18 protein-coding genes are annotated in these 21,831 nt (G+C 48.2%); 4 read left to right on the top strand and 14 right to left on the bottom strand.

Features of this window, described 5'->3' with window-relative positions; all coding sequences use genetic code 11:
• Both M979_RS19440 and M979_RS19435 read left to right on the top strand, forming a co-directional pair.
• Nucleotides 1-912, top strand: coding sequence for a DMT family transporter (locus M979_RS19440; RefSeq protein ID WP_064556099.1), 912 nt, complete (start codon nt 1-3; stop codon nt 910-912).
• Nucleotides 913-990: 78 nt separating this feature from the next.
• Nucleotides 991-1,956, top strand: a complete 966-nt coding sequence (locus M979_RS19435; RefSeq protein WP_034461085.1) for a GGDEF domain-containing protein — start codon at nt 991-993, stop codon at nt 1,954-1,956.
• Here M979_RS19435 and yghX read toward each other — a convergent pair.
• The 6 genes from yghX to M979_RS19405 all read right to left on the bottom strand — a co-directional run bounded on the left by yghX (nt 1,953) and on the right by M979_RS19405 (nt 8,101).
• On the bottom strand, nt 1,953-2,840 hold the full coding sequence (gene yghX, locus M979_RS19430; RefSeq protein WP_064556120.1) for a YghX family hydrolase: 888 nt from the start codon (nt 2,838-2,840) through the stop codon (nt 1,953-1,955). The two genes, M979_RS19435 and yghX, sit on opposite strands and share 4 nt — an antisense overlap.
• Nucleotides 2,841-2,984: 144 nt before the next feature.
• Nucleotides 2,985-3,872: a DMT family transporter gene (locus M979_RS19425; RefSeq protein WP_051880769.1), complete on the bottom strand. Its 888-nt coding sequence runs from the start codon at nt 3,870-3,872 to the stop codon at nt 2,985-2,987.
• 162 nt (nt 3,873-4,034) lie between these two features.
• Complete coding sequence (gene gadC / locus M979_RS19420; protein ID WP_064556098.1) at nt 4,035-5,555, bottom strand: glutamate/gamma-aminobutyrate antiporter; 1,521 nt, start codon at nt 5,553-5,555, stop codon at nt 4,035-4,037.
• Between the two features lie 186 nt (nt 5,556-5,741).
• Entirely contained in the window at nt 5,742-7,133 is a 1,392-nt protein-coding gene (gene gad / locus M979_RS19415) for a glutamate decarboxylase (RefSeq protein ID WP_157093275.1), read from the bottom strand.
• Between the two features lie 44 nt (nt 7,134-7,177).
• Nucleotides 7,178-7,483, bottom strand: coding sequence for an acid-activated periplasmic chaperone HdeB (gene hdeB / locus M979_RS19410; RefSeq protein WP_034461081.1), 306 nt, complete (start codon nt 7,481-7,483; stop codon nt 7,178-7,180).
• 15 nt (nt 7,484-7,498) lie between these two features.
• Complete coding sequence (locus tag M979_RS19405) at nt 7,499-8,101, bottom strand: HdeD family acid-resistance protein (RefSeq protein WP_034461080.1); 603 nt, start codon at nt 8,099-8,101, stop codon at nt 7,499-7,501.
• Between the two features lie 231 nt (nt 8,102-8,332).
• Here M979_RS19405 and M979_RS19400 point away from each other — a divergent pair, with 231 nt between their 5' ends.
• Nucleotides 8,333-8,965 carry a YfdX family protein gene (locus M979_RS19400; RefSeq protein ID WP_064556096.1) on the top strand — a complete coding sequence of 211 codons (633 nt, stop codon included), beginning with the start codon at nt 8,333-8,335 and terminating at the stop codon, nt 8,963-8,965.
• Between the two features lie 64 nt (nt 8,966-9,029).
• On the opposite strand, the gene M979_RS19395 is transcribed toward M979_RS19400, so the two are convergent.
• From M979_RS19395 to M979_RS19385, 3 genes are all read right to left on the bottom strand, one after another.
• Nucleotides 9,030-12,272, bottom strand: coding sequence for an ATP-binding protein (locus M979_RS19395; protein WP_064556095.1), 3,243 nt, complete (start codon nt 12,270-12,272; stop codon nt 9,030-9,032).
• 4 nt (nt 12,273-12,276) lie between these two features.
• On the bottom strand, nt 12,277-12,891 hold the full coding sequence (gene evgA / locus M979_RS19390) for an acid-sensing system DNA-binding response regulator EvgA (RefSeq protein ID WP_064556094.1): 615 nt from the start codon (nt 12,889-12,891) through the stop codon (nt 12,277-12,279).
• 343 nt (nt 12,892-13,234) lie between these two features.
• Nucleotides 13,235-14,008 (bottom strand): SDR family NAD(P)-dependent oxidoreductase, encoded by a 774-nt coding sequence (locus tag M979_RS19385; RefSeq protein WP_064556093.1) that lies wholly within the window; start codon nt 14,006-14,008, stop codon nt 13,235-13,237.
• A gap of 187 nt (nt 14,009-14,195) precedes the next feature.
• On the opposite strand from M979_RS19385, the gene M979_RS19380 reads away from it, so the two are divergent.
• Nucleotides 14,196-15,104, top strand: a complete 909-nt coding sequence (locus M979_RS19380; RefSeq protein WP_034461075.1) for a LysR substrate-binding domain-containing protein — start codon at nt 14,196-14,198, stop codon at nt 15,102-15,104.
• Nucleotides 15,105-15,144: 40 nt separating this feature from the next.
• On the opposite strand, the gene M979_RS19375 is transcribed toward M979_RS19380, so the two are convergent.
• The 5 genes from M979_RS19375 to M979_RS19350 all read right to left on the bottom strand — a co-directional run bounded on the left by M979_RS19375 (nt 15,145) and on the right by M979_RS19350 (nt 21,773).
• A complete protein-coding gene (locus tag M979_RS19375; RefSeq protein ID WP_064556092.1) occupies nt 15,145-16,470 on the bottom strand; it encodes a PTS sugar transporter subunit IIC in 1,326 nt (441 codons plus the stop codon).
• Nucleotides 16,470-17,861 carry a glycoside hydrolase family 1 protein gene (locus M979_RS19370; protein ID WP_064556091.1) on the bottom strand — a complete coding sequence of 464 codons (1,392 nt, stop codon included), beginning with the start codon at nt 17,859-17,861 and terminating at the stop codon, nt 16,470-16,472. The genes M979_RS19375 and M979_RS19370 overlap by 1 nt, the downstream gene beginning before the upstream one ends.
• Before the next feature lie 9 nt (nt 17,862-17,870).
• On the bottom strand, nt 17,871-18,185 hold the full coding sequence (locus tag M979_RS19365) for a PTS sugar transporter subunit IIB (RefSeq protein ID WP_034461072.1): 315 nt from the start codon (nt 18,183-18,185) through the stop codon (nt 17,871-17,873).
• 331 nt (nt 18,186-18,516) lie between these two features.
• On the bottom strand, nt 18,517-19,410 hold the full coding sequence (locus M979_RS19355; RefSeq protein ID WP_064556089.1) for a diguanylate cyclase regulator RdcB family protein: 894 nt from the start codon (nt 19,408-19,410) through the stop codon (nt 18,517-18,519).
• Nucleotides 19,407-21,773, bottom strand: a complete 2,367-nt coding sequence (locus M979_RS19350) for a dynamin family protein (protein WP_064556088.1) — start codon at nt 21,771-21,773, stop codon at nt 19,407-19,409. The genes M979_RS19355 and M979_RS19350 overlap by 4 nt, the downstream gene beginning before the upstream one ends.
• Nucleotides 21,774-21,831: the final 58 nt, after the last annotated feature.

The following is a 21,831-nucleotide window of genomic DNA, read 5'->3' as shown; positions in this document are numbered from 1 at the left end:
ATGCAGAAAACAAAAATGTTTATTCTTTTCGCCATCGTTATTCTGACCTGGGGAACAACCTGGCTTGCGATGAAATTTGCGTTGGTCAGCATGCCACCAATATTTGCCACCGGGCTGCGCTTCTTAAGTGCAGCACCTCTTTTGCTATGGCTGTTGCACGTTACGCGCTCATCACTGTTATTTCCTCCTGGGCACCGTTTTTTCCAGTTCTGCGTGTTCCTGTTTTGTTTCTGCCTGCCCTTTACGCTGGTGATTTACGGTGAGCAGTACGTTAATGCCAGCACGGCCGCGATAATCTTCGCCGGAATGCCCGTCGCCGTGCTTCTGATTTCTATTGTGGTACTCAATGCCCCCACCAGCCTGTTGCAGCTCATGGGGGCAATGCTGGCAATGCTGTCCCTGTTTTGTCTCTTGCAGGAAGAGTCCAGAAACAGCCTGAGTAATAACTGGAAAGGCGCTTTTGCTGTCGTGGCTGCCGTCGCCATGCATGCTTTTATGTATGTGCAATGCAAAAAGCGCAGTTGCCAGGTTTCGCTTTTCACGTTTAACGCCCTGCCTTGCCTGGCTGCGGGCTTACTACTCACATTAACTGGCGCAGTAGTGGAAAAGCCGGAAATTGAAAACATCACCTGGTTGTCTTTTTCTTCGATTATTTACCTGGGCGTCGTGGCTAGCGTATTCGGCATCTTGTGTTATTTCTCGCTGCAAAAACGCATTTCGACTTTTAATACCTCTTTGGTATTTATCTGTTTTCCCGTTATCGCGGTGATCCTGGAATGTGTAGTGATGGGCAGCGTGTTTTCTCATACATCGTGGATTCTGCTCGCGGGAATGTTATGCGGCGTGTTGCTATCCGTCATTCCTGTAGAGAGAGAAAAAATGGCCACAACACCAAAACGTCTGTGGAATTAGCACGATTTTTTCATCGCCATATTTACAAGTAATTAATAGCTGTTAAGAATGGATATTATTTGCTCATAATTGTGGTCAATGTCAGAAGAGATACTCAGGCAGCAGATTCAGAACCTCAAAAAGCACAATGCCCGACTCAAAAGAATTGCACACGACTCTCGCAATAAGCTCAGTGCAGCACTGGACGGGACAGGCTTATGTTTATGGCAACTCGATGTGCCAAGCGGCAAGTTGGTTATTTTCAACCGTCGCTGGGGTTCCATGCTGGGCTTTCAGCCCAAAGAACTTAGCGCTCATTTTGATGTGTGGCGTGAGCACCTGCATCCTGATGATAAAGAGATGGTGCTGTCCGCGTTTTATAACCACCTTGAAGGTAAAGCCCCATTTTATGAAGCACTGCATCGAATGCAGGCGAAAAATGGCACCATCACCTGGGTGCTCGACCGGGGCCGTGTGACCGAATGGAGCGATGACGGGAAACCGCTGAAAGTTACCGGCACCCACATTGATATGACCAAAGAAAAGCAGTACGAGCAGCAGCTGGCAAAACTTGCCAATCACGACCCCCTCACAGGCCTTGCCAACCGCCACGCCCTACAGTCGCAATTCGAGCTGTTAAAAAAGCTGGGCCCACTTTCGATAGCCTTTATCGATCTCGATGACTTCAAAAACGTTAACGATACGCTGGGCCATCGCAGCGGTGATGAAGTACTGTTGCAACTCAGTCAACGCCTGCACGAATCCTGCCCGCCAGAGGTCACCATTGGCCGCATTGGGGGAGATGAATTTATTCTGTTATTGCCCTGGTCGCTGGAACATCCTGAGATAAACCACATCGCCAGATGCTGTCTGGATGCAGCCATCACCCCGTTCGAATTAGATAACGGTTCCGCCAAAGTAGGTGCATCTATTGGGGTGAATGAATCCTGGGCGGATGACACTTTTAATAATGCGCTGATTCGAGCCGATGAGTCGATGTACTTGATTAAACGCACCGGCAAAAATGGCATCGCGTTAGGCGCCAGGATTATTATTCAGTCTTAAACCAGGTATTTGCGGAACCACTCAATGGTTCTCGTCCATGCAAGCTCTGCCGCGGCCTTGTCGTAACGTGGAGTCGAATCGTTGTGGAAACCGTGATTCACGCCTGGATAGATGTAGCCTTCATAGACTTTATTATTCGCTTTCAGAGCCGCTTCATACGCGGGCCATCCCTCATTGATTCGCGAGTCGAGCTCACCATAATGCAGTAATAAAGGTGCTTTGATACGCGGTACATCTTCAGTTTTTGGCTGGCGACCATAGAACGGTACGGCGGCAGCTAATTCCGGGTAAGCGACCGCTGCGGCATTGGCGACGCCTCCGCCGTAACAAAAACCGGTGATACCGACTTTTCCTGTCACTGCATCGTGATGCAACAAAAACTCAATCGCGGCAAAGAAATCATTCATCAGTTTGGTCGGATCAACCTGGGATTGTAGCTCGCGGCCTTTTTCGTCATTGCCTGGGTAGCCACCAACCGAACTTAATCCATCAGGGGCTAATGCAATAAAACCCGCTTTCGCAACACGGCGTGCCACATCTTCAATGTAGGGATTAAGCCCACGATTTTCATGCACCACGACCACCCCCGGTACTTTTCCCACGGCTTTTGCCGGGCGCACCATGTAGCCTCTCACCTGCCCATGCCCTTGTGGACTTGGGTACTCAATGTATTCAGCGATAATATCCGGGTCGGTGAACTCAACTTGCGTCGCGAAGGCATAATTTGGCGTCAGCAATGTACCAAGTGCCACCGCCGAAAAGCCACCCACAACAAATTTCCCCGCGATATCGAGAAACTCACGTTTGCTGATTTTGCCGTGTACATAAAAATCGAAGTATTCGAGTAATTCAGGAGGGAAGTCTTTTGCGGTAAGTCGTGTCATTTGCAGGCCCGTCATATTGGTCAGTTTGATGTCGGATGACGCTTCGCTTATCCGACCTACGCGAGCCGTTGTAGGTTGAATAAGCGAAGCGTCATCCACCAACGCCCCATAAATAATGGCCTGTATTTACTGATTTTGCCTGGTCTAATTTAATCGCGACTTAACCACGTTCACGCGCCAGATGCCGAAGCACACCAGCACTAACGCCAGTGCATAGCGCCACTCAAGAATGCTCTCTTGCAGGAAGATAGCCGACAATACCGCACCTGATACCGGGATCAGGAAGTTAAATGGCGCAATCATGCCCACACGGTTGTGTTTGAGCAGCAGGCTCCACAGTGCAAATGCCACGGATGATAACAGCGCCAGATAACCCAGAATGGCCACCGACTCCCACCCATGAAACGCAAGCGTACCGCCACAGGCATAGCCACCAGCCGTTAGCACAAGGCCACCAATAGCCAGTTGCCAGCCAGTCATAATTGTCGCATCCATGGTTTGCGAAATACGCTTACCGTACAACGACGCGGCAGAAAGAATAAACGCCGCCAGCACCACGAAACCGTCGCCCATCAGGCTGAAGCTAAAGTCCATCAACTGGCTGTTGAAGTTCACCACCATCACACCAGCAAAACCGAGCACGCAACCCACGACTTTGTTAATGCTGAGCTTGTCGTTTTGGTAGATAAAATGCGCCAGTAACACGCTAAAGAAAGTACCGGTGGCATTCATAATTGAACCTTTCACACCGGTGGTATAGGCGAGACCTATATAAAAGAAAATGTATTGAATCGCGGTTTGCGTGACGCCTAATACCGCCAGTTGGGAATACTGCTGGCGCGACAAACGCGCAATCGGCTTACCCTGTAAAAACGCAAATGCCAGCAACAACAAACCAGCAATCACAAAGCGGTATCCGGCAAAGACAATTTTGCCAGGCAGGTCATCCGTCGCTATCTGAAATATTTCATAGCCGTTTTTAATTGCCGGGTAAGCACTACCCCATAACAGGCAACAAAAAGCGGCCCCCATCCATGCGATTTTCTTATTAGTAAACCGTGAAACGTTATTGCTCACGCCTCTTCCCTTAACAAAAATTAAACTGTCGTTTCAGAATCGACCATTATCCTTCAATAAAGAAAAATAGCGATAGCGCCATCCACACTTTGCGGGGTGGATGGCACGACGTTTAATTTAAGGTTTAGGAAGATGCGAAGGACGCGCTTTCGGATGCACGGCAAAGTGCCCTTCTGGCGCATTGTCGACCTTCACATGAACCAGATCCGGAGCCTGACTTTTAATCGTTTTATCGCGGAATAGATAGACGTTGAACGGCAGAATAAACACCAGTACAAAGCAGACAATCAGCAAACCACCATACACATCATGTGCGTGGGCACCGGGTAGAGAACTTGGCGGAATAAATGACACAATAAACGCCAGCACTGACACCACCAACCCGGAACAGGCGATAGCCAGTTTAACCGGTTTACCACCCGGAACCTGGAAGGCACGTTTTCTATCACGCTGTTTACGCACCAGTTGGATATATCCCAGGAACAACATCAAATAACTGCACAGATAGATAACTACGGTGAGTGACAGAGCCACGAGGAATGACATATTGCTACCGCCGCCAGTATTGGTCAGGACAATCAGCGCAATGGAAGTGATGATCAACTGAGAGATCACCAGTGCTACAGGTACGCCGTTTTTATTCACTTTGGCAAAACGCGCAGGCAGCAGACCTTGTCGTGCTGTCACTAACATGCCGCGAGAAGGGCCGACAATCCACGAAGCAATTTCTGCTAACACACCCAACATCAGCAATGCCGCTATAACACGCACCGCCCACTCAAAGCCTGGGCCGTAATAACCAATCAACGTACTAAATGCCTGCATCACACCGGCAGAAAGGTTGATTTCATCATGCGGAATAACCGCCGCAACCGACAAACCACCAATCGAGCTAAGTACAATGGCGGCAATCACCAGCAGAATCATCGCCAGCGGATAATCACGCGCCGGATTAGTCATTTCATTGACGTGAGTCGCGGAGGCTTCAACGCCCATGTAACTGAGCACGAACGCCACAAACACCACTAATGTGCCAATTTGTGAAAAATCAGGGAAGAAAGTCGTGGCCGACATTTCAATCGCCAGCGGTTGGCCGTTATACAACCAGGCTACAGCCAGCCCCACCAACACGATCGCAGGGAATAAAATCCCGAAGAAGAACCCCGCTTTTGCGATACGCGCGGTGTAGCGTGTGCCTTTAAATTGTGTAAGAGCCAGGCCCCATAAAATAATCAGGGCTGCGACGGTTTTCACCAGCGGATCGGTATTTAGTGCAGGCCAGTTGAGGATGTATGAGAGCGCGCCGAGCACAAAATAGAGCATCGGAATAAAACCGATGGCGATTTGCAAATAGCTAAAGGAAATCGCCGCAAATCCCCAGCGCTCACCAAGCGTATTGGAAACCCAGGCAAATAAACCGCCCTCTTCCCAGCCTTCTACGGTCGCCATTTCAGCGGCACACAAACCAACCGGAATAAACCAGAAAACCCCGCCCATCAGCAGGAAGAAAATCAGGCTAAAACCTGAGGTAGCAAACGTTGGATATTCATAAACCGCCATCACCATTGAGGCAGTAATCGCGAAAAAGCCAAGCAAAGTCAGCGACCTTGCGGGGGCATTTGTCGTTGTGGTGGACATAAGTCTCTCCGCATCCGCAAGCAAATGCCTGCGGATGTTTTTGGTTAATAGATAAAAAGAGACTGATGACAAAGCTTATTTTGTAGGTTGGCTAAGCGAAGAGTCACCCGACAATACTGGGGGAATGGTGGATGGCGCTATCGCTTATCCACCCTACAAAACCTTTGTCCGCAATCTGAAAGTGTCTTATGCGTGGTTGAAGCCACCCGCTTCTTCGGCGGTCAGCGAGTGTGTAACCGGATTTTTTTCCAATGCCTGAAGAGTGCGTTTCAGATCGGCAATCAGCAATTCAGCCAGGTCGATGCTCATTCCGTGACGAACCAAAATGCGCTGCACCACTAAGTCTTCACGATGTGTTGGCATGGAATAAGCAGGCACCTGCCAGCCACGGCTACGTAAGCGGTCCGCCAGGTCATATAAGGTGTATCCATCATTCTGATGGTCAGCTTTCAGCGCCCAGGTCAGTGCCGGAATGCCGTTCAGGTGGCTGCCGTCAAAAATTATCTCGAATGGACCAATTGCGGCAATTTCTCGCGCCAGATACTGCGCTGTCTCGTAACAGGCCATGTGAATTTTGCGATAACCCTCGCGGCCCAGGCGCAAGAAGTTGTAGTACTGCGCGACAATTTGCCCACCAGGACGCGAGAAGTTCAGCGCAAAGGTCGGCATATTGCCGCCGAGGTAGTTAACGTTAAAGATAAGCTCCTCTGGCAGGTCCTGTTTTTCACGCCATACCACCCAACCGGCACCCAGCGGTGCAAGACCAAATTTGTGGCCAGATGCATTGATAGATTTCACACGCGGTAGACGGAAGTCCCAATCGATTTCCGGCGCACAGAACGGAGCAAGGAAACCACCGCTTGCGGCATCGACGTGCATTGGAATATCCAGCCCGGTCTTCTCGAACAGATCGTCCAGAGCATCGTGAATCTCTTTCACCGGCTCGTACTGGCAGGTAAAGGTAATGCCTAAAGTCGGCACCACACCGATAGTGTTCTCATCAACATATTTCAGTGCTTCTTCAGCCGTCATCATCAGGCGATCGCCTTCCAGTGGCACTTCGCGCAGCTCAACATCAAAGTAACGGGCGAATTTGTGCCAGCAGATTTGTACCGGGCCACACACCATGTTTGGTTTATCGGTGGATTTGCCGGCCAGCTCACGGCGTTTGCGCCAGCGCCATTTCAGCGCCAGGCCGCCAAGCATCGCGGCTTCCGAAGAACCGATGGTTGAGCAACCGAGCGTATCGGTGGCAGCCGGGGAATGCCAAAGATCGGCGAGCATATTCACACAGCGCTGTTCCAGTTCAGCGGTTTGTGGGTACTCGTCCTTATCAATCATGTTCTTATCGATGGAGAGATCCATTAACTGGCGAATCTCATCATCAACCCAGGTCTGGCAGAAGGTCGCCAGATTCTGGCGAGAATTACCATCGAGCATCAGTTCGTCATGAATGGCATGAAAAACATTGCGTGGATTGCTTTCTTGAACCGGGAATACATTTTTTGGCAGTGAGGTAGATAGTTCTACAGATGCATAAACATCATCATTTTCATTTTCGGCGGGCTGAATGAGCATAGTCATCATTAATCCTTTTCATATCAGATAAATTTATTATTCAGTTACTTTAGGGCTGGGGTTATTTCACCTAATTTGGCATGCGGTGTCTTTTGACATTGCTTGAATATTTTCGGCACCGCTACGGTTTCGACCTCATGCCAGTGAACATAATCGCCACCTTTAAAATCGGTATTTCTATTGACGACCCAAAAGGCAATTGGCGTCATGGACTTCGGATTCATATCCATAAATTCCTGACAGGTCATATTTTGTGGCGTCGTTTCCTGTTGCGCAGCAAAAGCAGAATTAAAAGTGGTAGAAAGAGCCGCTGCGGCAATAATTATCGAGATACTTGCTTTAATATTCATAAATTATTCCAGTGGTTATTTAGAATCTTTTACCGCCAGCCGTTTAGGTTGCGCCAGCGCCAACTTCTTACGTAAAGAGATAAAACTCCCGGCACTGAAGATCATCTCCAGACCAATAAAAACAGTGGTGAATAGATAAGACTGCTCAGGGTTCATGCCCAGCCAGATAGCGGCAATCAGCAAGTCAAAAATACCGATAAAAATGTTCCAGATGGCCCCGGAACGACCGCGCATGGTGAAGCCAGATACGATGCGCGAAACGCCACCGATAATGAACAGACAGCAAAATATTATCGATAAAGAGTTCATCCCAACCATCGGATTGGCGACGAAGCTGTAACCCAACAACAACCAGGCGAGAGCGAAAATCACGCTGACAAATTTGGATTTCCAGTGCTGCTGGCGAAAGACAACCAGGCTATAAAGTGTATAAAAGCCGCAAATCATAAACATCATGCCAATTATATAACTGAGATACAGTCCGGACATAAATGGATAGATAAGACAGCAGGCACCACATATAAGTAGCAGAACAGCCATGACCAGAGCATGTTTTTTATAATAAATACGAGAGGCTTCACTCAGCGCCTTCATTCTATATTGGTTAAAGATGAACATATTATCTCCGCCGTAGTTTCAATAATTGAAATGGTAGTCCCCACGTGACTGCGGAGTAAATAAGAGTGAAGAGCCATTTTTATACGCTGAGTCTGACATCTGTCTGTCTCTTCTGACATATGTAAGACTGTGCTTGCATTATTAATCCGGCGCTCTGATTTTCATTATGATACTTATTTTTTATTCTGGTGGCGTTTGGTGATGAACACCCATTTTATTAAGGAGAAGATAATGAAAAAATTAATTCTGGCAGGCCTGTTGGCAACTATGATGAGTTCTGCACCTGTATTAGCAGCAGCAACTGCAACCCCAGCACAGACCGCAGCGGCAACCGCACAAATCCAAAAAGAAGCGGCTGATGTCATGCAAGTTGCGGTTCAGGGTGCCAATGCAATGCGTGATATTCAGTTTGCACGCCTGGCGCTATTCCACGGTGAACCTGCCAGCGCGAAGAAATTGACCGACGACGCAGCAACCTTGCTGAAAGATGACAGCGCTGACTGGAAGAAATTTGTCAAAACCGACGCCAAAGCGAAAATGATCGACGATCAATACGTGATCATTAACGCAACGGTAGCGCTGTCTGAAGACTACATTGCGACCCCAGCAAAAGAGAGCGCCATCAAATCTGCTAATGAAAAAATGGCCAAAGGCGACCAGAAAGGTGCGATGGATACCTTACGTCTGGCCGGAATTGGCGTGATGGAAAATCAATATCTGATGCCACTGAACCAGACCCGTAAAGCGGTTGCTCAGGCCCAAAAACTGCTGGCAGACGGCAAATACTACGAGGCGAATTTGGTACTGAAAGGTGCTGAAGACGGTATCGTGGTTGATAGCGAAATGTTTGCTGCTAGCAATTAATCTGCGTTTGTATTGAGAGTGCGCGCGGGGAATGGTCGGGCAATAACTGCCCGACCATTCAATCTCAGTGGCTCATCAAGCTCTCTATCTCCACCTCAATTTCTCGCATAACCGTAGTAATTTCCTCTAATGCCTCCCGTCGCTCCTCAAGCGGTAGCGAATCATGTCGGCGTGACTCAAAGGGTTCACAAAGTTTCTGTAAAGCTGTGATTTCCAGTATTTGAGCCGAGCCATGCAGACGATGTAGCGCATGCAAAAACATTTGCGGCTCATCTTCTTCTATTGAATGCACAGCTGCCTGCAAATCATTTGCCGAAGCTTCGCGGAACGTTTCCAGAATTTCATTCATCAACTTCCGATCTCCCCCCGTATTCTCGGTCAAAATGCTGAGTTTCAGATGCCGGGTAACACAAGGCATTGAACGGCCAACATCCAGTTTACTGAGCTCATGGGTCAGCGTTTGAATCGACACCGGCTTAAACAGACATTGATTCATCCCACTTTCCAGACACTGTTCGCGTGACTGAGACAAGGCACTGGCAGTAAGCCCCCAGATTTGCAGCCGCTGATTTTGACGACGTAACGACGCCGCCAGTTCGAGGCCATCTTTTTTCGGCATATTCACATCCGTTATCAACAAGTCGTACTGCTTGCTGAGGATTTTGGCTTCAGCCTCCTCGCCATCACAAGCTTCATCAACATTGAAACCAATGGTATTTAACTGCCGTTTGAGTAGCAGGCGATTAGTCGGGTTATCGTCCGCAATCAGAATCGATAAGCGTGGCAATGGCGACAACGCCGCAGGCGTATCGCGCGTTGGCGTTAGCGATTGTTGAGCCGTTTCAACCGCAAGCGTTATCGTAAAAGTGGTACCCAGCGACTGGCGGCTGCTCATTTCAAGCGTACCGCCCATCAGCGTGACCAGCTCTTTACAGATAACCAACCCCAGACCAGAACCCGTTTGCTCACGCCCCTGACGCGCCTGAACGTAGCGGTGGAATAACGTTTCCTGCTCTTCCGGGCTAATTCCACAGCCGGTATCACTTACCGTAATCACTAACGTGCCGTGTTTATCCATTTCGGGGATCAGGCGAGCAGACACCTGAATATGCCCCTGTTCAGTAAACTTCAACGCATTGCCGACCAAATTGGTGAGGATTTGCCGCAAAGCCTGCGGATCGACCAGTACCCGATCTTCGGCTGCCAAATGGCTGATGCAGCGCAGCGTAATGCCCTTTTGCTTCGCCAGTGCATCAAACGAGTGACATTGCAGGTCGATAAGCTGAGTTAAATCAGTCCACTGTGGGGCAATTTGATATTTTCCTGACTCAATTTTATCGACATCAAGAATCTTACCGATTAACCCCAATAGCGATTGGGCCGTCGCCCCGGCAAGTGCTATCGCCTCTTTACGTTGGCTGGAGCTAAGATCCGAACTCGACAGCAATTCTAAAAAACCCACAATCGAACTGACGGGTGTACGTAACTCATGGCTCATACTTGCAAGGAAACGACTTTTTGCTTTAGTGGCCTGAATCGCTTTATCTTTTTCAGCCTCCAGCTCGCGGGACAGTGCCTCTTTCAAATGCAGTTGCTCTTCGAGTTGCCGCTGCGATTGCTTTCTTTTACGCACTTCCCGGGAAAGCGACAGCCCCCAGCCCAGGCTGATGGCGATAAGCACCAGCGCGAAGAGAACCAACTGATAGAACTGTTTGCTGTAAAGGCTCCAGGTATCAATCTGCACGCTGGAAATCTTCGACCACTTCTCCGTCATTTGCAGAATTTCGCGTGGAGGAATCGCTTGCAGCGCCTTACTCAAAATGGATTTGAGTTCCGGCTCATCGCGCGACATCGCAAAGCTGATTGACGCAACGGGCGTACCGGGCAGTCGCATGTAATGCATATTTTGCGGGTAGTAATGATCAATCATGTAGCGTGCTGAAAGCTCGGTGGTGATCGCCGCATCCACCTCGCCTTCCTCAACCATTTTCATCGCCACGCTAACATTATCTGTCTCAACCCAGGTTGCCTGCGGATACCTCTGCTTTAAATCGTGCGCCAGGATATGCCCCGCAGCCAGAGCGATACGCATCGGTCTTGCCTGCAATGTGGCCGCCGTTTCGCGATGTGCGGTGACAATCACGAACGAGACATTCATTAGCGGATCGCTAAACGAGACAAATTTCTGTGCTTCATTACTGAAGGTGGCCGCGGGGATCATATCCCAGTTCCCCTGCGCCATTTTTTGCGCCATTTCGCCGTTGGAATTGACGATAATCGGCTTAAATTCCAGCCCAGTTTGCAACTGGATGATATTGAGCAAATCCGCCATGATGCCGCGCAACTCACCGTCATGATCGACTAGCGTAAAAGGGGGATAATTGGGGTTAATCAACACCCGAACTTCATGGTGATTTTTAAGCCAGCTTTTCTCTTCATCGCTGAAGGGAATTGGCTTATTCAGATAAGCCAGATTGCCGCGATTTAACCAATTCTGCATCACCCGCATATGGGTTTCATTGCTGATAGAGGTAATAAAGCTCTCAAGGATATTTCGCAACAGCGGTTGATGCTGGCTGGTGACAAAATAATTGTATTGTTGCTGCTTGTTAAAGTAGTGCGTAATAACCAGTGATTGCGAAAAATATTTAGAGATACAATTCGCAGTCGTGACGTTATTACCAATGAAATATTGATTCTGCCCGGACATAACAGACGACATCGCCTGGTAATCGCTATCGTAAAAGGTAATTTTTGCATTAGGAAAAGCCGCCTTAGCCACATCCAGAAACGCACAATCTTTCACGCAGGCCAGGGTAACCTCTTTACGCGTGGTCAGCGGTAGCAAAGTGTTTTTGAGTGAGGTAACCAACGTCGGCCAGGTCTTTATCAATGCCGAAGTGCGCAGCAAGTCACTGCCCACTCTTTTATGCTGGGATAGCTGAGTCAACAGCGTATCGACTTCATTTCGTGAGAGTGCCGCCAGCGCCTCTTGTTCGTTATCGTACTGTTTGATAGCAATTTTAATGTTCAGATTCTTTTGCATTAGTGCAAGATAATCTGCATTGACGCCCTGGTAATGTTTACCCTCGCTTTTATAATCAATAGGTGAAACTTCAGGCAACCAGGTGCCGACTGTCAGAGTATTATGATGTGCCAGCCAGCGCGATTCATCGGCGCTTAAACGAATATCCAGTGCCGCTGGTTGATAATTACTTTTCAGCTCAATTAACTGAGCGGCACCAGAAGCCGAAAAAACGCTCAAGAAAAACATTACTGCCAAATAAATATATAATCTAAACCGCATATCACTATCCTATTTTATTTCTTTGCGCATATTCATAAAGTTCCATTAATGAGGAGCAATCTAACTTTTCCATTAAGCGACTTTTATAAGTACTGACGGTTTTATTACTAATATTCATTTTGCTGGCAATGGTTGTGTAATCAATGCCATTGAGGATATAGCGTAATACTTTCATTTCCTGGGTAGATAACGTATCCAGCTTGTCCTGTTCTGTCGTCGCGGCACCGCTGAAGCGCTCGAGTGAGAATGGGAAATAGCTGTAACCATTTTTTGCCGCCTCAATAGCCGCGAGGATGTTGTTCATGCCCTCTTTTTTGCTAACAAAGCCATTAGCACCGCATTCAGCGCTGCGTTTACCGTAGAACAGTTCATTCTTGGCTGAGATGATAATAATGATGCCAACGTAGTGCCGTTTACGTAGCTGTTCCAGCACTTCAATACCACTGATGCAGGGAATATCTACATCGATAATTAATAGTTCAGGCTTGAGTTTCTCGACGGTTTGTACCGCATGCTCACCGCTATCGAGCTCAGTGGTGACCGTAATACCGTTGGTATCGAGCAAATTGCGAATGGCGATACGCGCCAATGGGTGGTCGTCAACGATTATCGCGTTCATTGCGTTAAAACATCCTGGTGTAGTAAAGAATAGCGAGGCCGGTAATATTATTACGTTTAGAGGTAATTCTGAGTTAGATTAAATTATAACTTGTCCGACCAAGTGTTCTAAAATATTTACACCATGAGTAAACAACGAACAGAAAACCAATTTTATTGATTTAGTCTATCTTTTTAATAAATAGGTTAATCAGGGTATAGATGATACTGATCATATTTTGACTACATGTGTAGGAATGGGATTTCAATTACTCAGGCGGGTTCTTAAATAAAAAGTGTTAATTATTTCAATATTATCCCCTCATCCCTTCCCATTGGGAGAGGATGAGGGCGGTACTTAAAGATTAGTTACGGCCAGCCATCACACCACCATCCACATCCCACAACGCGCCGGTTACCCAACCCGCTTTATCGGAAAGCAGGAACCCGACAGTTTCAGCGACATCACGTGGTGTACCTACGCGGCCAATCGGGTGGAAGCTATTGAAACTGTCCATTACGCCGTGAACTTCGTCTTTCGGAATAAAACCTTCATAAATGGGTGTTTGTACTACCGCTGGCGATACTGCATTCACGCGAATCCCGTTACCACCCAGCTCAATAGCTATATTCCTGGTCAGCGCATGCAAGCCTGCTTTTGCCATGGAGTAAGCAGAAGAAGGTGTTGCACCAATCGCTTGTTGCGCCCACATAGAACCGATATTTACGATAGAACCCTGAATGCCTGCGGCAATCATGTTTTTCACAACATCACGGGTGATAAAAAACGTCGCGCGGTTAATGTTCATATACATGTCGTAATCGGCTTCTTCATGTTCAGTAAATGCTTTAGGGAAGAAGACCCCAGCGGCGTTAACCAGCAGATCAATATCCTGATGCTCAGCATTTACTGTTGCCATCACATGCTTCATACCTTCAGTGGTTATCAGGTTGGCAATGATGGTGTCGACCTTACCCAATGGTGAAAGTGCTGCACGCGCTTCATCTGCTTTTTCCTGGCGATTACCCACCAACACCACACTACCGCCCTGTTCCAGCACCAGACGTGCAGTTTCCAGACCCATGCCGCTTGTGCCGCCAACAACCAAAAGTTTTTTACCTGCGAATACGTTGCTCATGATTCTCTCCACAATAATTTCTATGTTAGTTGATACAAGGAGAAGCTTGTCTCCCTGTCGATGAGCAAAGAATGCCAGCTTAGTACGGCATCCACGAACCATAAGAAATAACGCACCGAGAAAGAAAAACTATCTCACTAGCTTCTCCTGCGCTACGCTAATTGCCTGCTAATGAAAAGGCGTATACATGCGAACATTGAATAGACTGAAATGGCTGCAAGCCTTCGAGGCTACGGCGCGCCACGGTAGTTTTACCGGTGCGGCAAATGAATTAGGCGTCACGCCTGCCGCCGTGGGCCAGTTGGTGCGCGCACTGGAAGAGTGGGTTGGACATCCCTTACTCAACCGCAGCCGCTCCGGGAATGAGCGTTTGACGCTGATTCATGAAGCTCAGGAAGCGCTCGACGATATTTCCCTCGGGCTGGATAAACTCGAAATGGGGTTAAAAAAACTTCGTGGCCGCAAAGCACGTTCAGTGTTGGTGATCACCGCGTCGCAAGTATTAGTGATGAACTGGCTAATGCCACGGCTCAACCGCTTTTCCGAACGTTATGAAACGATAGATGTGCGCCTTGATGTCGCAGACCGACTTATCGATCTGACACATGGTGAGGCCGATATTGGTATCCGCTGCGGCCCTGGGAGCTGGCCTGGACTGGTCGCTGACTGGATGATGGATGAAGAGGTGGTGATGATTTGTAGCCCGTCATTACTTCCCGCTGAGGGCGATGCCAATGCCGCCTGGCTGTCTTATCAAAAGTTGATTCAGGATGATACGCCACACCCTGGGGCCAACTTCCCATCATGGGAGAATGTGTTGATGCAAATTGGGCTGGATAATCTTTACCAGACTCGCCAACACATTAACTCGACCGCTACCGTGATTCAGGCTGTACTCACTGGTCGAGGGGTTGCGTTAGTACGCAAGGCGCTGGTGCAACAGGATTTAGATATTGGCCGTCTGGTTCAGCTATTCCCAAAAAACCGCTGGCCGATTAACTGGTCTTATTATGTTGTTTGTTCAAGTGCTTCATTGAAACGCCCGGAAGTTCAGGCGTTTCATGATTGGATTTTGGATGAGGTTCGGGTTAAGTAGCAAATTGGCCCTCTCCTGGAAAGGAGAGGGCCAGGAGGGTTTAAGCATTCGCCAACTGTTTCGCCTTCTCTTCTTCTTCGCGCTGTTGCTGCTCGGTTTCCAGCATCTTCTTCTCGTAAACCTTGAAGAATGGATAGTAGATAGCCAATGAAATAAAGAAGCAGACGAACACCAGCCCACAGGCAACCAGATTCCAGTTAGAGGTGATCAACGCCCCTAACGGAGCAGGAATAGTGAACGGTGGTTTCACCATCATGCGTGGAATAATTCCGGTGATGGTAAACAGATACACCACTACAGTGTTTGCCATCGGCGCAAGAATAAAGGGAACAGCCAGAATCGGGTTCATCACTATTGGTGCACCGAAAATCATCGGTTCGTTGATGTTAAACAGCCCCGGAATAAACGACAGTTTCCCCAACGATTTCAAATAAGCCGCTTTAGAACGGATAAACAACACGACCAGCGCCAGTGTCGAGCCCGTACCGCCCATCTGCGCATACCACTGGAAGAACTGCTCGGTGAAAATATTTGGCAGTTCGTAAGCGCTGGTGCCCGCCTGGAACATCTCCATATTCTGCACAATCGCCTGATCCCAAAGCGGGCGAATCAATGGCCCCATCACCGCATGGCCATGAATACCGAATACCCAGAACAGATCGATAAAGAACTGCGTAACAATGCCGCCGAACAGGTTCGTACCGGTCATAAACCCTTTGAGCGGCATGATGATGTAACTGATGATGGCGTTAATATCGATATTCAAAAAGTGACGCGGGATCCAGAAGATCAACACTACCGCCAGAGTCGGAAATAACGCGGAAAACGAACTAGCCACCACCGGTGGCACGCCCTCTGGCATTTTTATTTCAATATTTCTGACTTTAATAAAACGGTAAATCTCAATAGCAATCAGTGAGGAAATAATCGCGCCAAATAGCCCCTGAGAACTTAGCGAAGTAATGGGAATATAACGTCCGGAAACCGCGTCTCCGGCAACGGTAATGCCTTGTTTGATGTTGACGGGCACAATCATCAGCAATGTCGCCAGCATCGCCAACAGCCCGCTGGTAATATCGTTGAGCTTGTAACTTTTACCGAGGAACGAACCGATAGTAAAAGCAGCATACAGCGACATTAATCCCACGGTAAAACGGAACGGCACATCCAGCATATCGCGATATGGCGCGATGAAATCCATATAACCTTTTATCGGGATATTGAGCAAAATAACGAAGAATGACCCGACAATAGTCAGCGGTAAAATTGAGATAAGCCCATTACGGATTGCCTGCATATGCCGCTGGTTGCCAATGGCATTTGCCACCGGCAGCATTTTTTCAGCCAGTTGTTCAAAGTAAGACATTATTGCGCCCCCTCGAATCCGTTATTTTCAATCACAGCCTTAAACCACAGGCCCGATTTTTTAAGCGAACGCTGCTGAGTTTCTAAATCCAGACGATAAAAACCATAGCGATTTTTATAAGCGTTTTGCCATGACCAACAGTCGATAAACGTCCACATGTGATAACCCAGGCAGTTACTGCCATCGGCAATGGCCTGATGTAAATAACTCAGGTGTTCCTGAAGAAACTCAATGCGGTAATCATCCTGCACCTGGCCGTTAACCATGAACTGTTCTTCGTCAGAAATACCGATGCCGTTTTCCGAGACAAACCACGGCAAATTGCCGTAGCGATCTTTCACCACCATCGCGATGTCATAAAGTGCCGCAGGATAAATCTCAATGCCGCGCGAGGTATTCATCCTGCGCCCCGGCATAATGTATTCTTCAAAAAATCGCTCTGGCACAAAACCGTGCGGTTCTTCGAGCAGGGTTTCACGCGCTTTAACACGGCGCGGGCGATAATAATTAATTCCCAGTAAATCAATACGCGTGTTGGCGATAAGCTCACAATCACCTGGCTGAATTACCGGCAATTGATCGTACTCTTTCAAAATGGCGATCAGTTCATCCGGGTAGCGTCCAAGCAAAATCGGCTCGTTAATACTGCGGGTATAAAATAGATCGGCCATTTCTGCGGCGTGTAAGTCCTCCGGTGTATCGCTGCGTGGATAAACCGGAATAACATCCATAATGATGCCAATCTGCCCGGCAATATTCAGCTCACGCCAGGCAGCAACCGCTTTGCAATGGGCCAGAACGATATGATGCAACACCTGCGCAGCACGGCGGAAACTGGTCACATAAGGGTAATGGCGAGGATGCAAATAACCTGCTTCAGCAGGAATTAGCGGTTCGTTAAAGGTGAACCAGTAGCGCACCCGGTCGCCAAAATGCTCGTAACAAATTCGCGCGTAGCGGGCAAACGCATCTACAACTTCACGGTTTTCAAAACCGCCTTTTTCCTGGAGCGCCATCGGCATATCGAAGTGATAAAGATTAATAAACGGCTCGATGCCCTGAGCATTTAGCTCATCAATCACTGCGTTATAAAAATCGACTGCCTGAGGATTAATTTCCCCGTCACCATCAGGAATAAGGCGTGACCAGGAAATTGAGGTTCGAAATGAATTCAGACCAATATCTTTGGCGCGTTGAATGTCTTCCCGATAGTTCTGGTAAAACGTTGAGGTATCGTCCGCGGTTACGCCACCCAAGAAGCGTTCGTTAAAATGATGTGAGGCATAATCCCAAATATTTTCGCCTTTGCCATCTCCGGCCTGGTGCCCTTCGGATTGTGTTGCGCTGGTTGCTGTACCCCACCAGAAATTCTCAGGAAAACGGTATTTCATGACCCATCCTTATTGTGCGTTTTTTAATAAAGACAGGGCCTGATCCAGCACCTTATCGCCCTGCATTGAGCCGTACAGCATCATATCAATCGCTGCCACCGGCACGCCGTGTGGCGCGGCTGCGCTGGATATACTCTGTAACTGGAATTTCACCTGTGGCCCAAGCAAAATGACATCAGCGTCCGTGATGATTTGGTCAAATTCAGACACCGGCACCGCCGTAATTTCTACTTCAATATTTCGGCTGGCGGCGGACTGTTTCATTCTTTCGACTAACATGCTGGTGGACATTCCGGCGGCACAGCACAAAAAGATCTTTTTCATCACTTCTCCCTGGCGTAGTAAATGAGGTCATCCGCAGCATGCGGCAAAATATATTCTGAGGAGTGGGGGAAAAAGCAGCAAGTGAGGCGCGACACAGAATTGGTTTTATTGTCTGGTACTTTTGCGGGGCTAAATGATACAAAGCATAGTTTAGTGATGATAAACAGAAAGATAGCGCTGTTACTTTTTAGGATGACATTGAAATTTAATATCTAAATTTGCGACATAATAAGAAAATCTTCCGCGTTTAGATATATTTCAAAACCGGTGTAAACGCTGTTTTTAAATCATATTGTATTCATCAGCAACCTCACACCGGAATAATAAGATTTTATTTGGTAAATCCCCCATCAATAAACACTTCATCGACCATCGCACTTCCTAAACGCATTGCGGAACAAATACGTGGCATACCGAGTGAAACGCCCTGATGTGTTTGGGTAGTGGCAAAACTAACGGGCTGATGTTCACTGTCACAATCATCACCAAGCCATGCCATGGCTTCTTTGCTTTCCATCATTCCTGCGGTTGAAGGAAACTTCAGCCACTCGTAGTAGTAATGGCGCGTGCGGGCTGAAGCATTTACATCGTGGGCGAGTTGGCTGATTGCCAGCGCGCGAGCTTGCTCAATTAGCTCTGTGCCCTGCGATAAACGGCCAAAGCGCAGCGCATCACCAAACGCGCCCCAGTACAGTTCCTGCAACGCGACATAACAACGACCAGCAGGAGAAAAGGTAAAATAATGCCCAGCCTGCCAACGTGCAAAAACTTGCTCGCAATGTACGGAACCCAGATGAGCGAGGTCGGTGCCCTGCAATTGTGTTTCCAGTTTGCCGACACGCTGCGCCAGTTGCTGCTGAACCTGAACGAGCTGCATGCGGGCTTCTGAAGCGTCACTGGTCACCCTTGCCGAAGTTAACGCCATAGCAGAGATGCTTTCATACACTTTCTCAATAGCATGGTGTTTTTTCGCCACCCGCTGGCAAAGGTGCCCAAGCATCGCCAGCATAACTTCTGGTTTTTCGAGCAAAACCTCATCCACTGCCCATTTCTGCAACTGACTCTGGCCGATAAACTCCCCGGTCAGCCTCTGGTAATACGCTTTGCTTTGCTGGGAGCGCCATGGCTCACGAGAGATACCGCTATTTCTGGCAAAATCAACGACAAACTTCTCTGCAACACACTCTAAAGCGCCAGTTTGAGTACCTAGTAATACACTGCTCATTGCTGTTCTACCGTAAAAAGCGTCTGAATATCATCCCGCAACAGGCGGGAGTCCTCATGGATGTAACGTGTGATTCTTACGCACTGCTGCAGCTGTTGGCGCAAAGCGGCCACCGCGTCTTCATTTTGCTGACGCACATTCAGGCTTTGCTGCAGGTTCAGACGTATCGCTTCCAGTGCGTGGGAAAAATCGGCAAAGAACGCCGCCATTCCCTCAGTCACAGACATTTCAATTTGCGTGGCCATATTCTGATTAAGCTGCAGCAGAAAATCGCTGACGTGCTGACACAGTTTGTGTTGTACATCGGCTAAAGAAATGACGTAGCGGCTTTGCATCACGGTATATCCTTCCCAGCCCCAATCCTCGCTATTAAGCCAGCGCGCAACCGTTCCACGCATCCCGGCCTGGCGTCGCAGTTGGGAGACAGGAATATCCTGCTCTTCAATGAGTTCATTAAATGCCTGATTAGCATTGAAGTTTAATAAGCCGACGTGAAATACCGGCAGACTGATATTGGTTCGAAATCCTGCTTGCGCTAACCCTTGTGCAACGCGAGCCTCTATCGGTTTTAGGGTGTTACGCAGCGTATCTGCCAGCTCAACTTCCAGATAACTAAAAAGATGAGTTAACTCTTCAGTCATCTTTTCCTGCGCGGCGGTCAGGATGATTTCGCAAGAAGCGCGGATCCTGTGCAGCGCAATTTGTGCCGATTCTTCATCGTCAAAACTGAGCGTTTCATAGCGCGCATCAAAGTCATGACCGCGCTGAGTCCCAAACGACAGAGCCTGCCGTGTCAGCTTTTCAGGCACTTTTCCATGCTGAAAATAGTCCTGAATATTGTCATTAATCTGCTGTTCGTAACGTCGAATAAAATCACTCATTGCTTCAACAGCCAGCTTCATATTGCTCTGGGAAACGACGTTTGCGGCCTTCTGACTGGAAGCGGCAAGACTCATGTCATCTTCAAGGGCTGCGATATTATGCTGCAACTGCTGGCTGGCAATACGCAGGCCCTGGCAGCGGAAATTAAGGTAATCCTCCGCGCCCTGGGTGTAATTCAGCAATTTCTGGCAGGCAGAACGCAGTGCGTACATTGAAGCATTGGCATGTGCAGCATGAAGTACCGTCTGGATGGGCTCAGCAAACTGCGAGTCCTCCCACAGCAACTCAGCTGCCTGGCGCAGCGCACCAACATCGGCCAAATCCTCACTTTGCCAGCGACGCCCCAAAGCAATATCGGCAAAATCCTGCACCCAACGTTGTTCATTCGGGTCCGGTAATTTGCCGTGCAATGCCAATTCATGGCGGGCACGGTTAGCCAGATATCCCCACATCGATGACACAGGGAAGACATGGTGAGGCTCAATCGTTCCTTTCATCAACGTGCCAGAAATTAACGCTTTAACCTGTTCTGCATCGTCACCATTTCTGTCTTTTTGGTCGAACTTATTCACCAACGCATAGAGCGGGACAGATGACGCGGTGCCCAATATCGCTTTACGTACATCTTCGTCAGAAACGGATTTTAATTGGGTGTAATCCAATACCGCCAACACAGCAGACGCCTGCGACAACTGCTCCTGAAGCATTTTTTGCAGATGCGGCTGCCCGGCTTCGTTTGGCCCAGGAGTATCGAGTAATGTCAGTTGCCCGTAGGCTTCATCCATTCCTGCTAAATGGACAAACTCCACTTCAATAACAGGGACATGTTCAATAGCGGCATAGGCCTTAAATGGAAAAGCCACATCCAATGCTTTCGATAAACGCACTAAATCATTAAGGCTTTTCAGGCAATGGAAAATAGGTTGAGCACCAAGATAATGCTTAGCGAAAGATTCCCCCTGGGAAATACGGGTTAATAATCCCGCCATATCCCGATCAATTTCCAGATGCTTTGACAGCGTTTCGCGATCGGTTTGTTGCAAACGAATTTGCAACGTATTCATAAGCTGTTCGATGGGTTGAACATAGGGAAAATGCAGCACGGGCTCACGCTGGCCAGGGGTATGGCGAATGAGTGTCGGTAATGCTGTCATAGGGCGATTACGGTTAGGTAAGACCTCAGTCCCAATAATGGCATTAATGGTGGTTGATTTTCCCGCTTTTACTGTTCCGACAATCGCCAATACCATTTCATGCTGAGTTATTTTGCGTAACTCATTTTGCAGCATAGCCTGCTGCGCCAGGATGCTTCGTGGGCTAAATTTTGCAGGGACAGCCCCTCCAGTTTGGAACTGCCCAAAATAATTAACGTCATGCTGTGTAGTAAAAGAAACTGTTTTTAGTGTATTCAGATTTTGCAGGGCAAGTTGTAATAACCGCTCGGCTTCCTGACTTAACTCAAATATTGCTTGTGTGTGCATAAAAAATCCTTACTTAAATAAAATTCTCCGGATTTTTAAAAACCTTTATACTCATCAT

Source organism: Buttiauxella noackiae ATCC 51607 (assembly GCF_001654865.1).
In the GTDB taxonomy this organism is placed as follows: Bacteria; Pseudomonadota; Gammaproteobacteria; order Enterobacterales; family Enterobacteriaceae; genus Buttiauxella; species Buttiauxella noackiae.
The sequence above is the reverse complement of the archived record's forward strand: the minus strand, read 5'-3'. Positions and strand labels throughout refer to the sequence as shown.

What these genes read in the sequence shown, in the direction of transcription:
- M979_RS19440 (WP_064556099.1), top strand. Translation starts at nt 1, where the DNA reads ATGCAGAAAACAAAAATGTTTATTCTTTTCGCCATCGTTATTCTGACC.
- M979_RS19435 (WP_034461085.1), top strand. Translation starts at nt 991, where the DNA reads ATGTCAGAAGAGATACTCAGGCAGCAGATTCAGAACCTCAAAAAGCAC.
- yghX (WP_064556120.1), bottom strand. Translation starts at nt 2,840, where the DNA reads ATGACACGACTTACCGCAAAAGACTTCCCTCCTGAATTACTCGAATAC.
- M979_RS19425 (WP_051880769.1), bottom strand. Translation starts at nt 3,872, where the DNA reads ATGGGGGCCGCTTTTTGTTGCCTGTTATGGGGTAGTGCTTACCCGGCA.
- gadC (WP_064556098.1), bottom strand. Translation starts at nt 5,555, where the DNA reads ATGTCCACCACAACGACAAATGCCCCCGCAAGGTCGCTGACTTTGCTT.
- gad (WP_157093275.1), bottom strand. Translation starts at nt 7,133, where the DNA reads ATGCTCATTCAGCCCGCCGAAAATGAAAATGATGATGTTTATGCATCT.
- hdeB (WP_034461081.1), bottom strand. Translation starts at nt 7,483, where the DNA reads ATGAATATTAAAGCAAGTATCTCGATAATTATTGCCGCAGCGGCTCTT.
- M979_RS19405 (WP_034461080.1), bottom strand. Translation starts at nt 8,101, where the DNA reads ATGTTCATCTTTAACCAATATAGAATGAAGGCGCTGAGTGAAGCCTCT.
- M979_RS19400 (WP_064556096.1), top strand. Translation starts at nt 8,333, where the DNA reads ATGAAAAAATTAATTCTGGCAGGCCTGTTGGCAACTATGATGAGTTCT.
- M979_RS19395 (WP_064556095.1), bottom strand. Translation starts at nt 12,272, where the DNA reads ATGCGGTTTAGATTATATATTTATTTGGCAGTAATGTTTTTCTTGAGC.
- evgA (WP_064556094.1), bottom strand. Translation starts at nt 12,891, where the DNA reads ATGAACGCGATAATCGTTGACGACCACCCATTGGCGCGTATCGCCATT.
- M979_RS19385 (WP_064556093.1), bottom strand. Translation starts at nt 14,008, where the DNA reads ATGAGCAACGTATTCGCAGGTAAAAAACTTTTGGTTGTTGGCGGCACA.
- M979_RS19380 (WP_034461075.1), top strand. Translation starts at nt 14,196, where the DNA reads ATGCGAACATTGAATAGACTGAAATGGCTGCAAGCCTTCGAGGCTACG.
- M979_RS19375 (WP_064556092.1), bottom strand. Translation starts at nt 16,470, where the DNA reads ATGTCTTACTTTGAACAACTGGCTGAAAAAATGCTGCCGGTGGCAAAT.
- M979_RS19370 (WP_064556091.1), bottom strand. Translation starts at nt 17,861, where the DNA reads ATGAAATACCGTTTTCCTGAGAATTTCTGGTGGGGTACAGCAACCAGC.
- M979_RS19365 (WP_034461072.1), bottom strand. Translation starts at nt 18,185, where the DNA reads ATGAAAAAGATCTTTTTGTGCTGTGCCGCCGGAATGTCCACCAGCATG.
- M979_RS19355 (WP_064556089.1), bottom strand. Translation starts at nt 19,410, where the DNA reads ATGAGCAGTGTATTACTAGGTACTCAAACTGGCGCTTTAGAGTGTGTT.
- M979_RS19350 (WP_064556088.1), bottom strand. Translation starts at nt 21,773, where the DNA reads ATGCACACACAAGCAATATTTGAGTTAAGTCAGGAAGCCGAGCGGTTA.